At 68.6% G+C, this 13,435-nt stretch carries 14 protein-coding genes and 1 pseudogene; 11 read left to right on the top strand and 4 right to left on the bottom strand.

Features of this window, described 5'->3' with window-relative positions; translation table 11 throughout:
• Positions 1-5 precede the first annotated feature (5 nt).
• Genes C3K08_RS18910 through C3K08_RS10780 form a run of 4 tightly spaced genes read left to right on the top strand, consistent with a single transcriptional unit; the run spans position 6 to position 2,941 of the window.
• On the top strand, positions 6-521 hold the full coding sequence (locus tag C3K08_RS18910) for a DUF4097 family beta strand repeat-containing protein (RefSeq protein ID WP_369848562.1): 516 nt from the start codon (positions 6-8) through the stop codon (positions 519-521).
• Complete coding sequence (locus tag C3K08_RS10770) at positions 518-1,165, top strand: response regulator transcription factor (RefSeq protein ID WP_104991308.1); 648 nt, start codon at positions 518-520, stop codon at positions 1,163-1,165. Before C3K08_RS18910 ends, C3K08_RS10770 begins: the two co-directional genes overlap by 4 nt.
• A complete protein-coding gene (locus tag C3K08_RS10775) occupies positions 1,162-2,031 on the top strand; it encodes a hypothetical protein (RefSeq protein ID WP_104991309.1) in 870 nt (289 codons plus the stop codon). The genes C3K08_RS10770 and C3K08_RS10775 overlap by 4 nt, the downstream gene beginning before the upstream one ends.
• 31 nt (positions 2,032-2,062) lie before the next feature.
• Positions 2,063-2,941 carry a hypothetical protein gene (locus C3K08_RS10780; protein WP_104991310.1) on the top strand — a complete coding sequence of 293 codons (879 nt, stop codon included), beginning with the start codon at positions 2,063-2,065 and terminating at the stop codon, positions 2,939-2,941.
• Positions 2,942-2,995: 54 nt separating this feature from the next.
• Here the strand turns inward: C3K08_RS10780 and C3K08_RS10785 are convergent, their stop codons facing one another.
• Complete coding sequence (locus C3K08_RS10785) at positions 2,996-3,742, bottom strand: chlorite dismutase family protein (protein WP_104992033.1); 747 nt, start codon at positions 3,740-3,742, stop codon at positions 2,996-2,998.
• 89 nt (positions 3,743-3,831) lie between these two features.
• The gene (locus C3K08_RS10790) at positions 3,832-4,860 is read right to left on the bottom strand and encodes an aldo/keto reductase (RefSeq protein ID WP_104991311.1); all 1,029 of its coding nucleotides are present in this window, start codon (positions 4,858-4,860) and stop codon (positions 3,832-3,834) included.
• Positions 4,861-5,105: 245 nt separating this feature from the next.
• Between C3K08_RS10790 and C3K08_RS10795 the strand changes: the two genes are divergently transcribed.
• Complete coding sequence (locus C3K08_RS10795) at positions 5,106-5,900, top strand: hypothetical protein (protein WP_369848250.1); 795 nt, start codon at positions 5,106-5,108, stop codon at positions 5,898-5,900.
• On the opposite strand, the gene C3K08_RS10800 is transcribed toward C3K08_RS10795, so the two are convergent.
• A complete protein-coding gene (locus C3K08_RS10800) occupies positions 5,897-6,859 on the bottom strand; it encodes an IS4 family transposase (RefSeq protein WP_104992034.1) in 963 nt (320 codons plus the stop codon). The two genes, C3K08_RS10795 and C3K08_RS10800, sit on opposite strands and share 4 nt — an antisense overlap.
• Positions 6,860-7,062: 203 nt before the next feature.
• Here C3K08_RS10800 and C3K08_RS10805 point away from each other — a divergent pair, with 203 nt between their 5' ends.
• The 6 genes and pseudogenes from C3K08_RS10805 to C3K08_RS10830 all read left to right on the top strand — a co-directional run bounded on the left by C3K08_RS10805 (position 7,063) and on the right by C3K08_RS10830 (position 12,743).
• Positions 7,063-7,836 (top strand): IS982 family transposase, encoded by a 774-nt coding sequence (locus C3K08_RS10805; RefSeq protein WP_104990625.1) that lies wholly within the window; start codon positions 7,063-7,065, stop codon positions 7,834-7,836.
• A 97-nt stretch (positions 7,837-7,933) separates the two neighbouring features.
• Positions 7,934-9,985, top strand: a pseudogene (cphA, locus tag C3K08_RS10810) (cyanophycin synthetase); the annotation flags it as partial.
• Positions 9,978-10,877, top strand: a complete 900-nt coding sequence (locus C3K08_RS10815; protein WP_104991312.1) for an isoaspartyl peptidase/L-asparaginase family protein — start codon at positions 9,978-9,980, stop codon at positions 10,875-10,877. The pseudogene cphA and the gene C3K08_RS10815, both read left to right, overlap by 8 nt.
• A complete protein-coding gene (locus C3K08_RS10820) occupies positions 10,855-11,712 on the top strand; it encodes a cyanophycinase (protein ID WP_104991313.1) in 858 nt (285 codons plus the stop codon). Before C3K08_RS10815 ends, C3K08_RS10820 begins: the two co-directional genes overlap by 23 nt.
• 148 nt (positions 11,713-11,860) lie before the next feature.
• Positions 11,861-12,511 carry a hypothetical protein gene (locus tag C3K08_RS10825; RefSeq protein WP_104991314.1) on the top strand — a complete coding sequence of 217 codons (651 nt, stop codon included), beginning with the start codon at positions 11,861-11,863 and terminating at the stop codon, positions 12,509-12,511.
• Between the two features lie 7 nt (positions 12,512-12,518).
• On the top strand, positions 12,519-12,743 hold the full coding sequence (locus C3K08_RS10830; protein ID WP_104991315.1) for a DNA-binding protein: 225 nt from the start codon (positions 12,519-12,521) through the stop codon (positions 12,741-12,743).
• Between the two features lie 53 nt (positions 12,744-12,796).
• On the opposite strand, the gene C3K08_RS10835 is transcribed toward C3K08_RS10830, so the two are convergent.
• Positions 12,797-13,411: a hypothetical protein gene (locus C3K08_RS10835; RefSeq protein ID WP_234009054.1), complete on the bottom strand. Its 615-nt coding sequence runs from the start codon at positions 13,409-13,411 to the stop codon at positions 12,797-12,799.
• Positions 13,412-13,435 lie beyond the last annotated feature (24 nt).

Below are 13,435 nucleotides of genomic sequence, written 5' to 3' on the forward strand. Positions count from 1 at the left end.
TGGTGGTGACCCTGCCCGCCGGGGAGAGCGGTCCCCTCACGCTGGGCACGGCGAGCGGCGGGGTCACCCTCCGCGCTCCGGCCACGTGGCGGGCACCGGCCCTGGGGGTCACCACTGGCAGCGGCGCGGTGACCCTGCGGCTGGGGGAGGCGTGGGCGAGGCGGCTGACCGTCACCACCCAGAGCGGCGACGTGGCGGGCGAACTGCCGCGCGGGGAGATGGGCCACGTGACCTCCACTTCCGGCGACCTCGCCCTGCGGCTGCCAGACGGGGCGGCAGGGACGCTCACGCTGCAAACGACTTCCGGGGAGGTGCGCCTCAGCCTCCCGCCCGACTCCTCCGCCCGCGTGCGGCTGGTGGGCGGCCGCTTGCTGGACCCGCCGGGCGACCTGCTGCGGCAGGGGGACGTGATCGCCACCGACCCCGCCGCCCTGACCGACCCCGACCTCGACCTCCGGGTGGAAGCGCCCCGCCTGCGCCTCGCCCGACGAGTGCCCGACACCGAAGGAGACACCCCATGACCCCCGACCCCCAAACCGTCCGCGTCCTGCTGGTGGACGACCACGCCGTCGTTCGGCAGGGTTTGCGGCTCTTTCTGGGCCTCGACCCGCAGATCGAGGTCGTGGGCGAGGCTGCCAACGGCGAGGAAGCTCTCTCCGAAGCCGAGCGCCTGCGCCCCGACGTGGTCGTGATGGACCTGATGATGCCCGTGATGGACGGGATTCAGGCCACCCGCGCCATTCGCCGCAGCCTCCCCGACACGGAAGTCATTGCCCTGACGAGCACGCTGGAGGAACACAAGGTCAACGGTGCGATCGACGCCGGGGCGATGGGCTACATGCTCAAGGATGCCTCCTCCGACACACTGGCCGAAGCCATTCACGCCGCCGCACGGGGCGAGGTGCGGCTGCACCCGGAAGCGGCCCGGCGGCTGGTCCGCGACTTCCGCTCCACCGACATGCGCGAGAGCCTGACGCCCAAGGAGGTCATCGTGCTGCAACTGATCGCGCGGGGGTACTCCAACCGCGACATCGCCGCCGACCAGAACGTCACCGAGGCGACGGTGAAGACGCACGTGAGCCGCCTGCTGAGCAAGCTGGGGCTGGAAAGCCGCACCCAGGCGGCGCTGTACGCGCTGCGGCACGGGCTGGCGAGCCTGGAATGAAGCGGCCAGCTTCCAGCGGCCAGCCACCAGCGTTCGGCGGACTCGGGCTGGTCTTGCTGATGCTGGGCTTTACGGGGCTGGGGGTCGTGCTGGGACTGCTCCGCGCCGTCTCGCTGGAGGGGCCGGAGTGGTGGAAGTTGGCAAGCTGGACGCCCCTGCTCCTCGCCCCGGTAGGGGTGATGGCGGCCCTGACGCTGTGGCTGGGGCGGCGGCATCCCACAGCGGCGGCGTGGGGAGGCGTGGGCGCGGCACTCGCGTCGGTGTGGGCCAGCCTCACCCTGCTGCACCCGGAGGTCAACCGGGACGCCAACATCGGGATGGGCTTTTATGGGGTGCTGGGTTGGATTTTTCCACTCGGCCCGGCCTTTGGGTTGGGGGCGCTGCTCGGCCTGCTGGCGGAGCGTCGGCGCGGCCTTCCACCCTCTCCCGCCGCGCTGGAGGATGCCCGCCCCCTTCCACCGCTGCGGCCCTGGCTGTGGCCGCTCCTCGCCCCGGCGCTGGTGTCACTGGCGGTGTCGGTGATGCCCTTCGCGCGGGTGGTGGTGCGGGAGGGCGCGGGCGACTGGCTGGGGCTGTTGGTGGCTGTTCTGTTCCTGTCCGCCGGGCAGCTCGCCGTCGGCCTCGCGCCCGCCCTGATCGTCCTGCTGGCGCTACGGGGGCAGGCCGCCCGTGACGGCGTCGTGCAGCCCCGCCTCGCTGCCTTCTGGGGCCTGTGCTTGGGCCTGGCGGTGACGCTGGGACTGTTCGGGTTCGGAACGGGGCTGCTGGATGGGGTGCCGCTGGAGGTCTACATCCTGCTGTGTGCGCTGCCCCCCGTGCTGGGGTACGGAGTGGGCGGGTGGCTGGGACGGCAACGGAGGGAATAGCACTGCGCCCCGTGCCATCCTGAACGCCTCCATGCCCCAGCCCATCACCACGGACGTACCCCGTTTTTGGCAGGCGTTCGAGCACCTTGATGCTCCGGACGCCATAGACCACTTTCAACGGTTTTACTTGGACGCCGGAACGCCGGGCGTCCAAGCCTTTATCCCGGAGCGCATCGTTTCGGCCGAGTCCCTGGTTACAGCGGTCCGCGCCCGGCGGGCCTACTACGCCAGCATTCGGGAGCGGTCACTGGCAACCCTCTCCGATCTGGGGCCGCGCCTTGACGCGGTGCTCGCGCGGTTGCCGGAAGTCGTGCCGGGAGCCCCTACCGACGACGTGTACTTCGTGATCGGGGCGATGAACAGCGGGGGAACGCTCTCGCGGGGCGAGGCCGGGACGTTCGCCATCATCGGGCTGGAATTCTTCTGCGCGGGGCCGGGGGCCATAACGGACGACCTCAACTCCTGGGAAAGGGCGGTGATCCGCACGCCGGACGCCCTGCCCAGCATCGTCGCCCATGAACTCGTACATACGCTCCAGCCCGTCCCGCAGGACGCCGAACCCACCCTGCTGCTCCACTGCCTGGCCGAGGGTGCGGCAGAGTACGTGGGCGAACTCATCAGCGGCGAGGTGATCAATCCCAGTCTCCACGAGTACGGCCTGACGCACGAACTCACGCTCCGGGCACGGTTCCAGCGGGACATGGCGGCGGGAGTGGGGCCGGAGCATTGGCTCTATCAGGGAAACCGGGCGGTAGACGAGCCCGCCGATCTCGGCTACTTCATCGGGGCACAGATCATGCGGGCGTATCACGGGCGGTACCGGGACAGGCCCGACGTGATGCACGACCTGCTGCACCGCGCCCTGCTGGAGCCCAGAGCGTTCGCCCGAAAGAGCGGGTACTTTTCCTGAACGGCTGAAGGGGAGGCCACCCTACCGCGCCTCCCCTTCCCCGGTTCCTGACCCTCACCCCAGGTCGTTCAGCACGTCCCCTAGTTCCTTTTTCACGCAGGTGAACATCGGCGTGTCCTGCAAGGTGTAGTTGCTCGCCTCGGTGTAGCGCAGGCGGTGAACGAGGTCCACGAACTCCTGCGGGTAGTCGGAGTCAAAGGACACGACGAACTCCTGGTCGTCGATGCCGTAGGAGTAGCTCGTGTTGATTCGCACGCCCTTGAAGGGACCCGACGCGTAGATGTGCTCGTCCATCATGCCCTGGCGCGAGTGCGGCGTGAGGTCGTACCACGCCCGCGTCTTCACGAAGGGATAGATAAACAGGAACTTGCCCTGCCCCGGCAGAATCTCCAGCCCGTGCCCGCTGCCTTCCACCCGGTTGACGTACTGGCTGCGCTTGTTCATGGAGATGAAGTTGTAGGGCTGCGTGAGGTAGCCCATCAGCCGGGTGCGGTTGAGCCGCCCCTGCGCCTCCTGAAAGTCCCGCACGTCGAAGGCGATGCGCCACAGCATGAAATCCACGTCGCCGCGCACGCCGACCAGCGAGTAGGTGCGCTGAATACGGCCCTGCTCCGGGGCGCCGTCCGTGACCCAGCCCTCGGCGGCGGCGAGAAACTCGGCCTTGATCTCCTCGCGCTCGGCGGGGGGCAGGCGGCGGAAGGCGGGGTCCAGCTTGAAGAACGCGTAGTTCAGGAACTGCCGCTGGGCACGGTCGGGGTCGCGCTGCGTGACCTGCCCGCTGGGATCGAGGTCCACCATCATCTTCGGGCGGCCACCGGGCGCACCGCCGGGACGCCCCCCGGTGCTCGGCGGCGTCTCCCCCGTCTGTGTCGGCTTCTGATCGTCGCCGCTCACCCCGTCACCGCCTGACCGCGCAGGTCGGTGGGCAGGCCGAAGTTGGCCCGGTAGAGGCTCTGAATCGCGTCATACTCGGTGTCCGTCAGGGGCGCGGCGGCAAAGGTCTGCACGTATTCCTCCAGCCCCTTCTCGTCGTAGATGTTGGGGAGAATGCTCGCCATCGCGGGCGAACGCAGCGCGAACCCGATGGCGAGCTGGCCGATGGTCCGGCCCCGGCCCTCCACGAACTCGGCATTCAGTTGCTCAACCTTCTTCAGGCCGTCTTCCATCCAGGCCTTGCGGCGGGCGTTGGTGGTCATGCGCCAGTTGCGGTGGTCGCCGGGCTCGAACTCGGTGTCGAGGGTCATGTAGCCCTCCAGCAGCCCGGAAGCGTGCGGGACGCGGGCCATCACGCCCACACCCTCGGCCTCTGCGACGGGCAGAATCTGTTCGCCCAGCACCTGCTCCAGCAGGTTGTAGATGATCTGGGTGGGAGCGCGGCGCTCCCGGATGGACGCGATGCCCTCCTCGATCTGCCGCTCGTTGAGCGCCGGACCCAGCGCGGTGCCGTAGGCGCGAATCAGACCTTCGGCCTTGAGCTTTTCCAGCTCGGCCCACAGGTCGTCGTTGCGAATCGCGTCCACCCGGCAGTTGTGCAACTGGTAGTAGTCGATGTAGTCGGTGCCCAGCCGCTTCAAGGAGCCTTCCAGCGCCTTGCGGAGGTAGGCGGGCGTCCAGTCGTGCGGGCGCTCCTGCTGACCCGGACGCTCGGGGTGGGTGTAGATGTCGTAGCCGAATTTGGTGCCGATGACGATCTTCTCGCGCACGTCCCCCAGCGCCCGGCGCTGGATTTCCTCGGCGCGGCCCGAGGCGTAGGTGTCGGCGTTGTCGAAAAACGTGACCCCGAGGTCGTAGGCGCGGCGCAGCAGGCGGACGGCCATCTCCTCGTCCTTGACGCCCCACCACGTCGTGCCGACGGTCCACACGCCGAACCCCACCGCGCTCACGGTGAGGTCGGTGCCCAGCAGTTTGCGGTACTCCATGGGCGGTACTGTTTCACCGCGCCCAGGGGACGTTTTGCCCCGAACGGTCGGTCAGGTGGGGCGAAGGCGACACGGCAGGCGCCCAGCACTCTTGAGAACTTAATAAAGCCTTCCTTTATCCAACTTGGGGAGAAGGATCAGCTTATACGAAGCCTGCCCGGAGCCAGGCGGGATGCATCGTCTTGGCGGTGCATCTAGGCTGACGGCCTGCCCGAGTCCGGGCCACAGGGAGGAGAGCGCTAGCCATGACCAACCCATCCACCGATCCCGGCGAGTCCCCCGACTCGCCCGCTCTCTTGGCCCCCATGGGGGTGCTGGAAAAACAGATCTACCGCGGCCCCAACGTCTACGGCTACCAGCCCATGATCCGCTTCCAGCTCGATCTGGGGACGCTGGAGGAGTACCCGTCGGACACACTTCCCGGTTTCAACGACCGCCTGCTGGAGCTTCTGCCCACGCTGGAGCGGCACGGCTGCTGCTTCCGCGAGCCGGGGGGCTTTATCCGCCGCCTGCGGGACGGCACCTGGCTGGGGCACGTGGCCGAACACGTCGCGCTGGAACTTCAGACGCTGGCGGGCACGCCGGTCACCTACGGCAAGACCCGCTCGGTGAAGGGGCAGCCGGGTGTCTACAACGTGCTCTATTCCTACCGCGAGGAACGGGTGGGCCTGCTCGCGGGGGCGGTGGCGCTGCGGCTGGTGCAGAGCCTGCTGCCGGGGGAGCTGCGGGGCCTTCGGGGGGTGGAGCGGCTGCTGCCTGGCGGCGTGAGCGACCTCGACCCCGACTCGCCCTTCGACTTCGGGGCAGAGCTGAGCGAGCTGCGGCGGCTGGCGCGGCGTCACGCCTTCGGGCCGACCACCCAGTCCCTGGTGGACGAGGCGCAGCGGCGCGGCATTCCCTTCCTGCGGCTGGACGAGCACAGCCTGGTGCAGCTCGGCTACGGCAAGTACCAGCAGCAGATTCGCGCGAGCATCACCAGCAAGACGCCCCACATCGCCACGATGACCGCGAGTGCTCTGTACCGGACATCTTGCCTTTAAACTGCGCCTGGCACGTGAAACGGCATGCTCAGCAGCCTGATCAGCCCTGGTAATTCGGGCAGATTCCACCGCAGGGCATTGCACAGCTGCTCTGCGCCGTACCGCACCAGGCTCATGGCCGGGCGGCCATGAGCCTTCACCTTGATCGGGACGTGCGCTTGGAGCCATACGCCCACCCGCAGGCAACTGACCCAGGCCAGGATGACCAGCCCGAACAGCCGTTCTAGTCGGTCTGGTCGAGTGATACCGGTCCGCTCCAGGTCAAACCCGCGCACCTTGAGGCTGGCGAACGTGCACTCCACCGACCAGCGCGCCCGGTACAGGACGCAGGTGTCCCAGACGCTGAAATCCGTGGCGATCGCCACCAGGTCCCCCGCGGGGGACCTGGTGGCCACGACCTGCATCACCTCCCCGTACACGTTGGCCCGCTCGGCGAGGCACCGCACTTCTCCGACCTTCAGATCACCGAACCACGCATCCACACGCAACTCGTCGACCACGGCGTTCTTCCTGATACGGATGGCGCGCTTGATGCCCTTCCGTCTCAGGAACCGGAACCACTCGCCGCCGATGAACTCCCGGTCGGCGACGAGGCCCTTCCAGCGGCCCGCTGGAAGGGCCTTCAGGAGTCGTGAGACCAGCTGGATCCGCCGGACCGTGCTGCTGTTGCCGTCGTGATCCAGGGCAGTCCAGACGAGTGGCACCGTGTAGCCGTGCAGGACGACGCCAAGCACCAGGAGATTCAGGGGCGACTCGCCGCGCTCCCACGTCGTGCGGTCCATGCTGAGCAGCAATTTCCCTGGGGGCAGCAGAGCCAGGAGGAAGACCAGGAAGACGGACTCGGTGAGCTGAGGATCCCGGTACCCTCGTTCCACCCGGCGTCTCTTTGCGTCGAGGGAGCTGACTCCGGGCAGGTGGGCGCACAGGTCACTCTGGTTCACGCTTCGGGCCGTCACCATCGCGAAGATCAAGTCCACGACACGCTGCAGCGTGTCGTGGCGCAGGAAGGGCACGCAGGCTTTGAAGTGGCGGGTGAGTTCGATACGCTGGAGATCGGCGGGTTTTGGGATGGTCACACACTCAAAACACCGCCGTTTACGCCGTTTAGGGCTTGAGTCAGGTGGTCTCGGGCAGTGCGGGGACGAGAAAAAATGGAGACGGTATGGGTAGATACCGTCTCCACCACAGTTTAGGTCGGCGAACCGTCATTCGTCAGCTTCACCGCTGGGCCAAACGGCATTTCAGCGACCACAAGCGATTCAAACACCAGAAGCTCAGCGATGCGCTGTTGGTGGCATTGCTGCTCAGCCGTCTCGTCTTCAAGCATCCGTTTCCGTCGATTTGGTGGCAGATACTGAGGGAAGATCGGAGCGGTCTTCCCTCGTACACCCAGGCTTACACCCGTGGCCTCCGTCTCCTGGAGCGCCTCGAAGCCATCGTCAGCCCTCCCAAATGGTGCGGAGAGGTCATCATCGACTCCATGCCACTGCCCGTCTGCCGACCCAAACGAGGGAAACGCTGCGCGTTTCCTGGCGCTCGGTGGGGCTTTGGGACGCAGGGCGACGTGTACGGCTACAAGCTCCACGCCTGGGTGACGCCGGAGGGTGAAATCGTTCAGTACCTGCTGAAACCCGCCAACCTTCACGACACCACGGTCAGCTACGAGCTGAACCGAAGATGGCCGGAGTTCGGCGGGCCAAAGATCATCGGTGATAAGGGCTACTGCTGCCTGGGATACGTGTTCCCACCCAAGAAAAACTCCCGGTACGACACCGGGTGGCGGGAAGACCGCCACCCGAAGTTACGCAAGCGCATTGAAACCGTCTTCTCCCAATTGGTGGAGGCCCAAATCCGCTCCGTTCAGACGAAGACGCTCGCCTCCCTTCGCTTCCGTGTCGTCCTAGCCGTCCTCGCGCACAACCTTGCTCAGCCCTAAACGGCGTGCCGTTTGTTGTGCCACTTCGCGACCGATCACACGTTCAGAAATTTTCCGTCCAGCACAGCTTCAACCTGAAGATGTCCGGTACAGAGCCGCGAGTGACAAGGACCTCACCAAGCGGCTGCTCGACCGCGCCGGGCTGCCCGTGCCGCAGGGCGTGGTCGTGCGCGACGCGGAGGAGGCCGTGCGCGAGGCCCGCCGCCTGAAGGGGCCGGTCGTGACCAAGCCGCTCGACGGCAACCACGGGCGCGGCGTGTCTCTGAACCTCACGACGGAGGAAGAGGTCCGCAAGGGCTTCGAGGAGGCCCGCGCCCACAGCCGCAGCGTGGTCGTCGAGCAGTTCTACACCGGCAACGACCACCGGGTGCTGGTGGTGAACGGTGAGGTCGTCGCGGTGGCCGAGCGGGTGCCCGCCCATGTGGTGGGCGACGGCAGCCGGAAGATTGCCGAACTCGTAGAGGAGGTCAACCGCGACCCCCGCCGGGGCGACGGCCACGAGAAGGTCATGACCCGCATCAAGCTCGACGAGCATGTCCTGACGCTGCTGGCCCGCTCGGGCCGGACGCCGGAGACGGTTCCGGCGGCGGGCGAGGTGGTCCCCCTGCGCGACACCGCCAACATCTCCACCGGGGGCACCGCCGTGGACCGCACCGACGTGATTCACCCCGAGAACGTCACCATCGCGCGGCGGGCAGCGCAGGTCATCGGGCTGGACGTGGCGGGCATCGACCTGATCACGCCCGACATCTCGCGCTCGGTGCACGAAACGGGCGGCGGCATCGTGGAGGTCAACGCCGCGCCGGGCTTCCGGATGCACCTGCAACCCTCCGAAGGCGAGGGGCGCAACGTGGCCGCCCCCGTGCTGAGCATGCTGTTCCCCAGGGACACGCCCTGCCGGATGCCGATCATCTCCATCACTGGCACGAACGGCAAGAGCACGACCTCGCGCATGGTCGCGCACATCCTGCGCCACGCGGGGAAGGTCGTGGGCCTGACGACCTCCAACGGCATCTACATCGACGGGGAGCAGATTCTGAGCGGCGACACCACCGGTCCCAAGAGCGCGAAGGTGGTCCTGAGTGACCCCAGCGTGGAGGTCGCCGTGCTGGAAACGGCCCGCGGCGGCATCCTGCGCGAGGGGCTGGGCTTCGACCACTGCGACGTGGGCGCGGTGCTGAACATCCAGCCCGACCACCTCGGGCTCAAGGGGATCGAGACCCTGCAAGACCTCGCCTGGGTCAAGTCGCTGATCGTGGAAGTGGTGACCAAGAACGGCACCAGCGTGCTGAACGCCGACGACCCCCTCACGCTGAGGATGCGGAAGAAGGCGGGCGGGAGCCTCACCCTGTTTTCCATGCAGGGGGGCAGCGGATGCTCGCGCGACGTGCAGGATCACATCGCCGGGGGCGGCACGGCGGTGCTGCGCGAACCCACTGCGCTGGGCGACGAACTCGTGCTGTACCAGGGCGGGCAGCGCCAGCCCATCTTGCGGGCGCGGGACATCCCCGCCACGCTGGGCGGTTTCGCGCAGGTCAACGTGCAAAATGCCCTCGCGGCGGCGGCCATCGCGGTCGCGCAGGGGGTGGAACTGCCGGTGATTCGCACGGCGCTGGCGTCCTTTACCACCTCCTACGAGCAGAGCCCCGGCCGCCTGAACCTCTATGACGGCCACCCCTTCCGGGTGATGCTGGACTACGCGCACAACCCCGCCGGGCTGTCGCACCTGCGTGACCTCGTGACGCACCTGCGCCCACCGCGTGGCCGGGTGATCGGCGTGATGGGCGTCGCCGGGGACCGCCGCGATCAGGACATCCGGCAGATGGGCGAAATTGCAGCAGAAATGTTCGACGACCTCATCGTGCGCGAGGACGAGCTGCGCCGGGGCCGCCCCAGCGGGGAGGGCGCCCGCCTGCTCAGCGAGGGGGCGGTCGCGGGGGGCCTCTCTCCCGAGCGCATCACGACCATCCTCTCCGAACGGGCGGCGGTGGACCACGGGCTGAGCGTGGCCCGTCCCGGCGACCTCGTGATCTACCTCGCCACCGAGGTCGAGGAGACTTGGCGGCGCATCCGCGACTTCGACTCCTCGCACCTCCCCCCGGCGGGCACGCCCGAGGAACCCGGCCACCAGGGGGCCTACCATGACTGAGACGCCGCGCTGGGCGATCATCGTCCACGGCGGGGCGCACCAGACTCCGCCCGAACAGGTCGCGGCCAGCCGCGCCGGGTGTCTGGCAGCGCTGAGCGCCGGGCGCCGGGTGCTGGAGGGCGGCGGCACGGCGGTCGAGGCAGTCGAGGCCGCCCTCCGGGTGCTGGAGGACGACCCCACCTTCAATGCCGGGTACGGCTCAGCGCTGACGGCGGACGGCACGGTCGAGATGGACTCCGCCGTGATGGACGGGCAGACCCTGGAGGTGGGCGCGGTCGCGGGACTGGCCGGGGTCCGTCACCCGGTCAGCGTGGCCCGGCGCCTGCTGCGTGAGAAAGAAGTGCTGCTGACCGGCGCGGGTGCCCGCCGCTTCGCCGAGCGCAGCGGGGCCGAGCTGTGCGCCCCCGAAGAACTGATCTCGCCCCAGCAGCGGAAGACCTTCCAGGAACACGACACCGTCGGTTGCGTGGCCCTCGACCTGCGCGGCCACCTCGCCGCCGGGACCTCCACCGGGGGCCTGACCGGGCAGCCCGCCGGGCGGGTGGGCGACTCGCCCCTGATCGGCTGCGGCTTCTACGCCGAAGACGGAGTCGGCGCGGTGGCCCTGACCGGCGAGGGCGAGAGCCTGGCCCGCTGGATGACGGCGGCCCGCATCCTCCACCGCCTGCCGGGCAGGACACCCGACGAGGCCCTGCGCACGGTGCTGGAGGAGATGGGCACGCGGGTCGGCGGCACCGGGGGCGGCATCGCCCTGACGCCGGACGGGCAGGCCGGGTGGTGGCACACCAGCCCCGACATGCCCACGGCCTACCAGCGCTCCGACATGCCCAGCCCCCGCACCTACCTGACGAAAACCGAGGAGAGAGACGATGTCCACACACCACACGGCTGAACGGGGCGCCCGGCCGGGGCGCGGAACGCTGATCATCATCGGCGGGCACGAGGACAAGGAAAAGAGGCGCGAGATTCTCAAGGAAGTCGCCCGCCGCGTGCAGGGCGGCAAGCTGGTGATCGCCACCGTCGCCTCGCACCAGCCTGAGGGCTACTTCGAGAGCTACCAAGAGGGCTTCGGGGGCCTGGGGGTGGGCGAACTCGCCGAGCTGTATATCGAGGAGCGGGTGGAGGCCTCGCGCGAGGACAAGCTGGGGCTGCTTGACGGCGCGGCGGTGGTGTTCTTCTCCGGCGGCGACCAGCTCCGCATCACCAGCCAGATCGGGGACACGCCGCTCGAAGCCCGCATCCGCGAGGTCTACGAAGGCGGCGGCGTGATCGCGGGCACCTCGGCGGGGGCTTCCGTGATGTGCGAGACGATGCTGGTCAAGGGCAGCAGCAAGGAGTCCTACCGCATCGGGGACCTTCAGATGGCGCCGGGGCTGGGTCTGGTGCGCGGAGTCATCATCGACCAGCACTTCGCCGAGCGCGGGCGCATCGGCCGCCTGCTGGGGGCGGTGGCGCAAAATCCCCGCGTGCTGGGCATCGGCATTGACGAGGACACGGCCATCGTGCTGGAAGGCAGCCACTTCACCGTGATCGGCAGCGGGGCCGTCTACGTCGCCGACGGCGAGGGCATCACCCACTCCAACATCGCCGAGGCCCGCACGGAAGAACCCCTCTCGCTGTACGACGTGCGCCTGCACGTCCTCTCGCGTGGCGACGCCTTCGACCTGGAACGCCGCAAACCCGTTCCCGCCCGCCAATATGAGGAGGCGGAAGAGGCGGCGGGGTAATCGTCCCCACGGGAGGGTGCGGAAGGCTTGACGAATGCTGCATACCGCGCTAACTTGGTTTTATCACCGCCCGAAGGGGCGGCTTTTTATGCCCGCCGCCTCCCATGTTTCGCCCGTCCAGCAGAGCGGTCAAGCGTAGGCTGGCCGGGTGGACGACGCAGCGATAATCGGCTTTGTGGGCGCCCTGCTCGGTGCCCTGGTGGGGGCCGCCGGGACCTACCTGGCGACCGTGGGAGCGGCCCGGCGGCAAGGTCAGGACCGGGCGCGGGCGGTGCTGGGGGCGGTCGGGGCGGCCCTGGGCAGCGGCGGGGCCGAGGAAAGCCGGGCCAGCGCGGAAGCCACCCTGCGCTGGCTGGGGGAGCTGCGGGCGCTTCTCAACACGAATGGGCCGGAGGCCGATCAGCCCGCGCAACTCGGCCTGCGCCTGAGCATTCCCAACCTGACCCAGCCCGTGTGGGCGGGGCTGCTGGGGGCAGACCTGGGGTACGTGCCGCCCGCCGTCTACCTCAAACTCTCGGAACTGGACGCCCTCACGGCGCACGCCAACGGTTTGGCGGCGCAGTGTCTGGACCCGGCACTGACCCTCTGGCGCCTGCTGGACAGGTTGCCGCCCGACCTCACTTCCCGCCACCTCGCCGCCCTGCCTCAGCGGGCCGAGCTGGAAGCGGCGGCGCAGCGCCTGACGATGCTGCTGACCGTGCTGCTCGACCTCTACCGCCAGCACGCCGCGATCCGGCACGAGTTGCGCCCGATGCTGCCCACGCCACGCGCCGGAACGCTTACTCCGGCCACCCCGTAGAGGCGGCATGGGTTTCTTTGACCCCCCCGCCCCCGAACCCCAGCCTGTCCACCGCGCGGGGAAAGACCTGACCTGTGCCCACTGCGGCCACGCGGCCTTTTACGCGGGCGAGGCGCAGCTCAATACCCAGGGCCTCACCTTCCTGGGGTTGGACTGGCTGAACGGCAGCGCGGATTATTTTGCCTGTGCCCACTGCGGGCACCTGCACTGGTTTCTTCAGGTGCTGCCCTGAATCGCCCCGCTTGAGATTGACGAATGCTGTATACCGCGCTATCCTTACTTCATTCAACCGCCCGAAGTGGCGGTTTTTTCATGCCTGCCCGTGTTGAGTGGCTGGGGCACCGGAAAGACCAGCCGGAAGTCGGGGACACCCAGGGTCAGCAGGGGACGAACGGGCGGCGGCGTGGGCGTCAGGCCCCGCAGATGCCCCACGGTCAGCCGGGCGGGGGTGACGCGCCCGCTGGCCTCCAGGGGGGTCAGCAGCCAACCACCTGCCCCATCCAGCCCCGGCTGCGCGAGCGTCCGCAGGGGCGGGGGCAGAAGGCCAGTGCGAACGGGCACGCGCCAGGTGCCGACCTCGTACCCCAGGCGGGCAACCTCCGCGCCGTCCTCCCCCGACACCCGGACTTCGCCCCAGCGCTCCTGGCCGAGCCAGTCGAAGCGGGCCAGATGTTTGGGAATCCCCCAGTTGCGCCGCCCCCACACCACGCTCTCCTCGGTGCTCACCACGATGGCCTGGACCTGGGGCCTCCACCCAGCAGGCGTGCGGGTGAGTTCGGCCCACAGCAGCTCGTCGTAGGGACCGACCGGGGAGGATGCGTAGCGCACCAGCATCAGCACCCCCGAGGCCGAGAGGGCGATCAGGCCGCGTCCGGTGAGCGTCCAGGGAGGCGGGGTCATGGGGCCAGGGTACGCGCTAGCCTG

Source organism: Deinococcus sp. NW-56 (genome assembly GCF_002953415.1).
Lineage (GTDB): Bacteria > Deinococcota > Deinococci > Deinococcales > Deinococcaceae > Deinococcus.

Excerpts from the sequence above, each read along its gene's own strand:
- C3K08_RS10770 (WP_104991308.1), top strand. The coding sequence starts at position 518 with ATGACCCCCGACCCCCAAACCGTCCGCGTCCTGCTGGTGGACGACCAC.
- C3K08_RS10775 (WP_104991309.1), top strand. The coding sequence starts at position 1,162 with ATGAAGCGGCCAGCTTCCAGCGGCCAGCCACCAGCGTTCGGCGGACTC.
- C3K08_RS10780 (WP_104991310.1), top strand. The coding sequence starts at position 2,063 with ATGCCCCAGCCCATCACCACGGACGTACCCCGTTTTTGGCAGGCGTTC.
- C3K08_RS10785 (WP_104992033.1), bottom strand. The coding sequence starts at position 3,742 with ATGATGGTGGACCTCGATCCCAGCGGGCAGGTCACGCAGCGCGACCCC.
- C3K08_RS10790 (WP_104991311.1), bottom strand. The coding sequence starts at position 4,860 with ATGGAGTACCGCAAACTGCTGGGCACCGACCTCACCGTGAGCGCGGTG.
- C3K08_RS10795 (WP_369848250.1), top strand. The coding sequence starts at position 5,106 with ATGACCAACCCATCCACCGATCCCGGCGAGTCCCCCGACTCGCCCGCT.
- C3K08_RS10800 (WP_104992034.1), bottom strand. The coding sequence starts at position 6,859 with ATGGTGACGGCCCGAAGCGTGAACCAGAGTGACCTGTGCGCCCACCTG.
- C3K08_RS10805 (WP_104990625.1), top strand. The coding sequence starts at position 7,063 with ATGGGTAGATACCGTCTCCACCACAGTTTAGGTCGGCGAACCGTCATT.
- C3K08_RS10815 (WP_104991312.1), top strand. The coding sequence starts at position 9,978 with ATGACTGAGACGCCGCGCTGGGCGATCATCGTCCACGGCGGGGCGCAC.
- C3K08_RS10820 (WP_104991313.1), top strand. The coding sequence starts at position 10,855 with ATGTCCACACACCACACGGCTGAACGGGGCGCCCGGCCGGGGCGCGGA.
- C3K08_RS10830 (WP_104991315.1), top strand. The coding sequence starts at position 12,519 with ATGGGTTTCTTTGACCCCCCCGCCCCCGAACCCCAGCCTGTCCACCGC.
- C3K08_RS10835 (WP_234009054.1), bottom strand. The coding sequence starts at position 13,411 with ATGACCCCGCCTCCCTGGACGCTCACCGGACGCGGCCTGATCGCCCTC.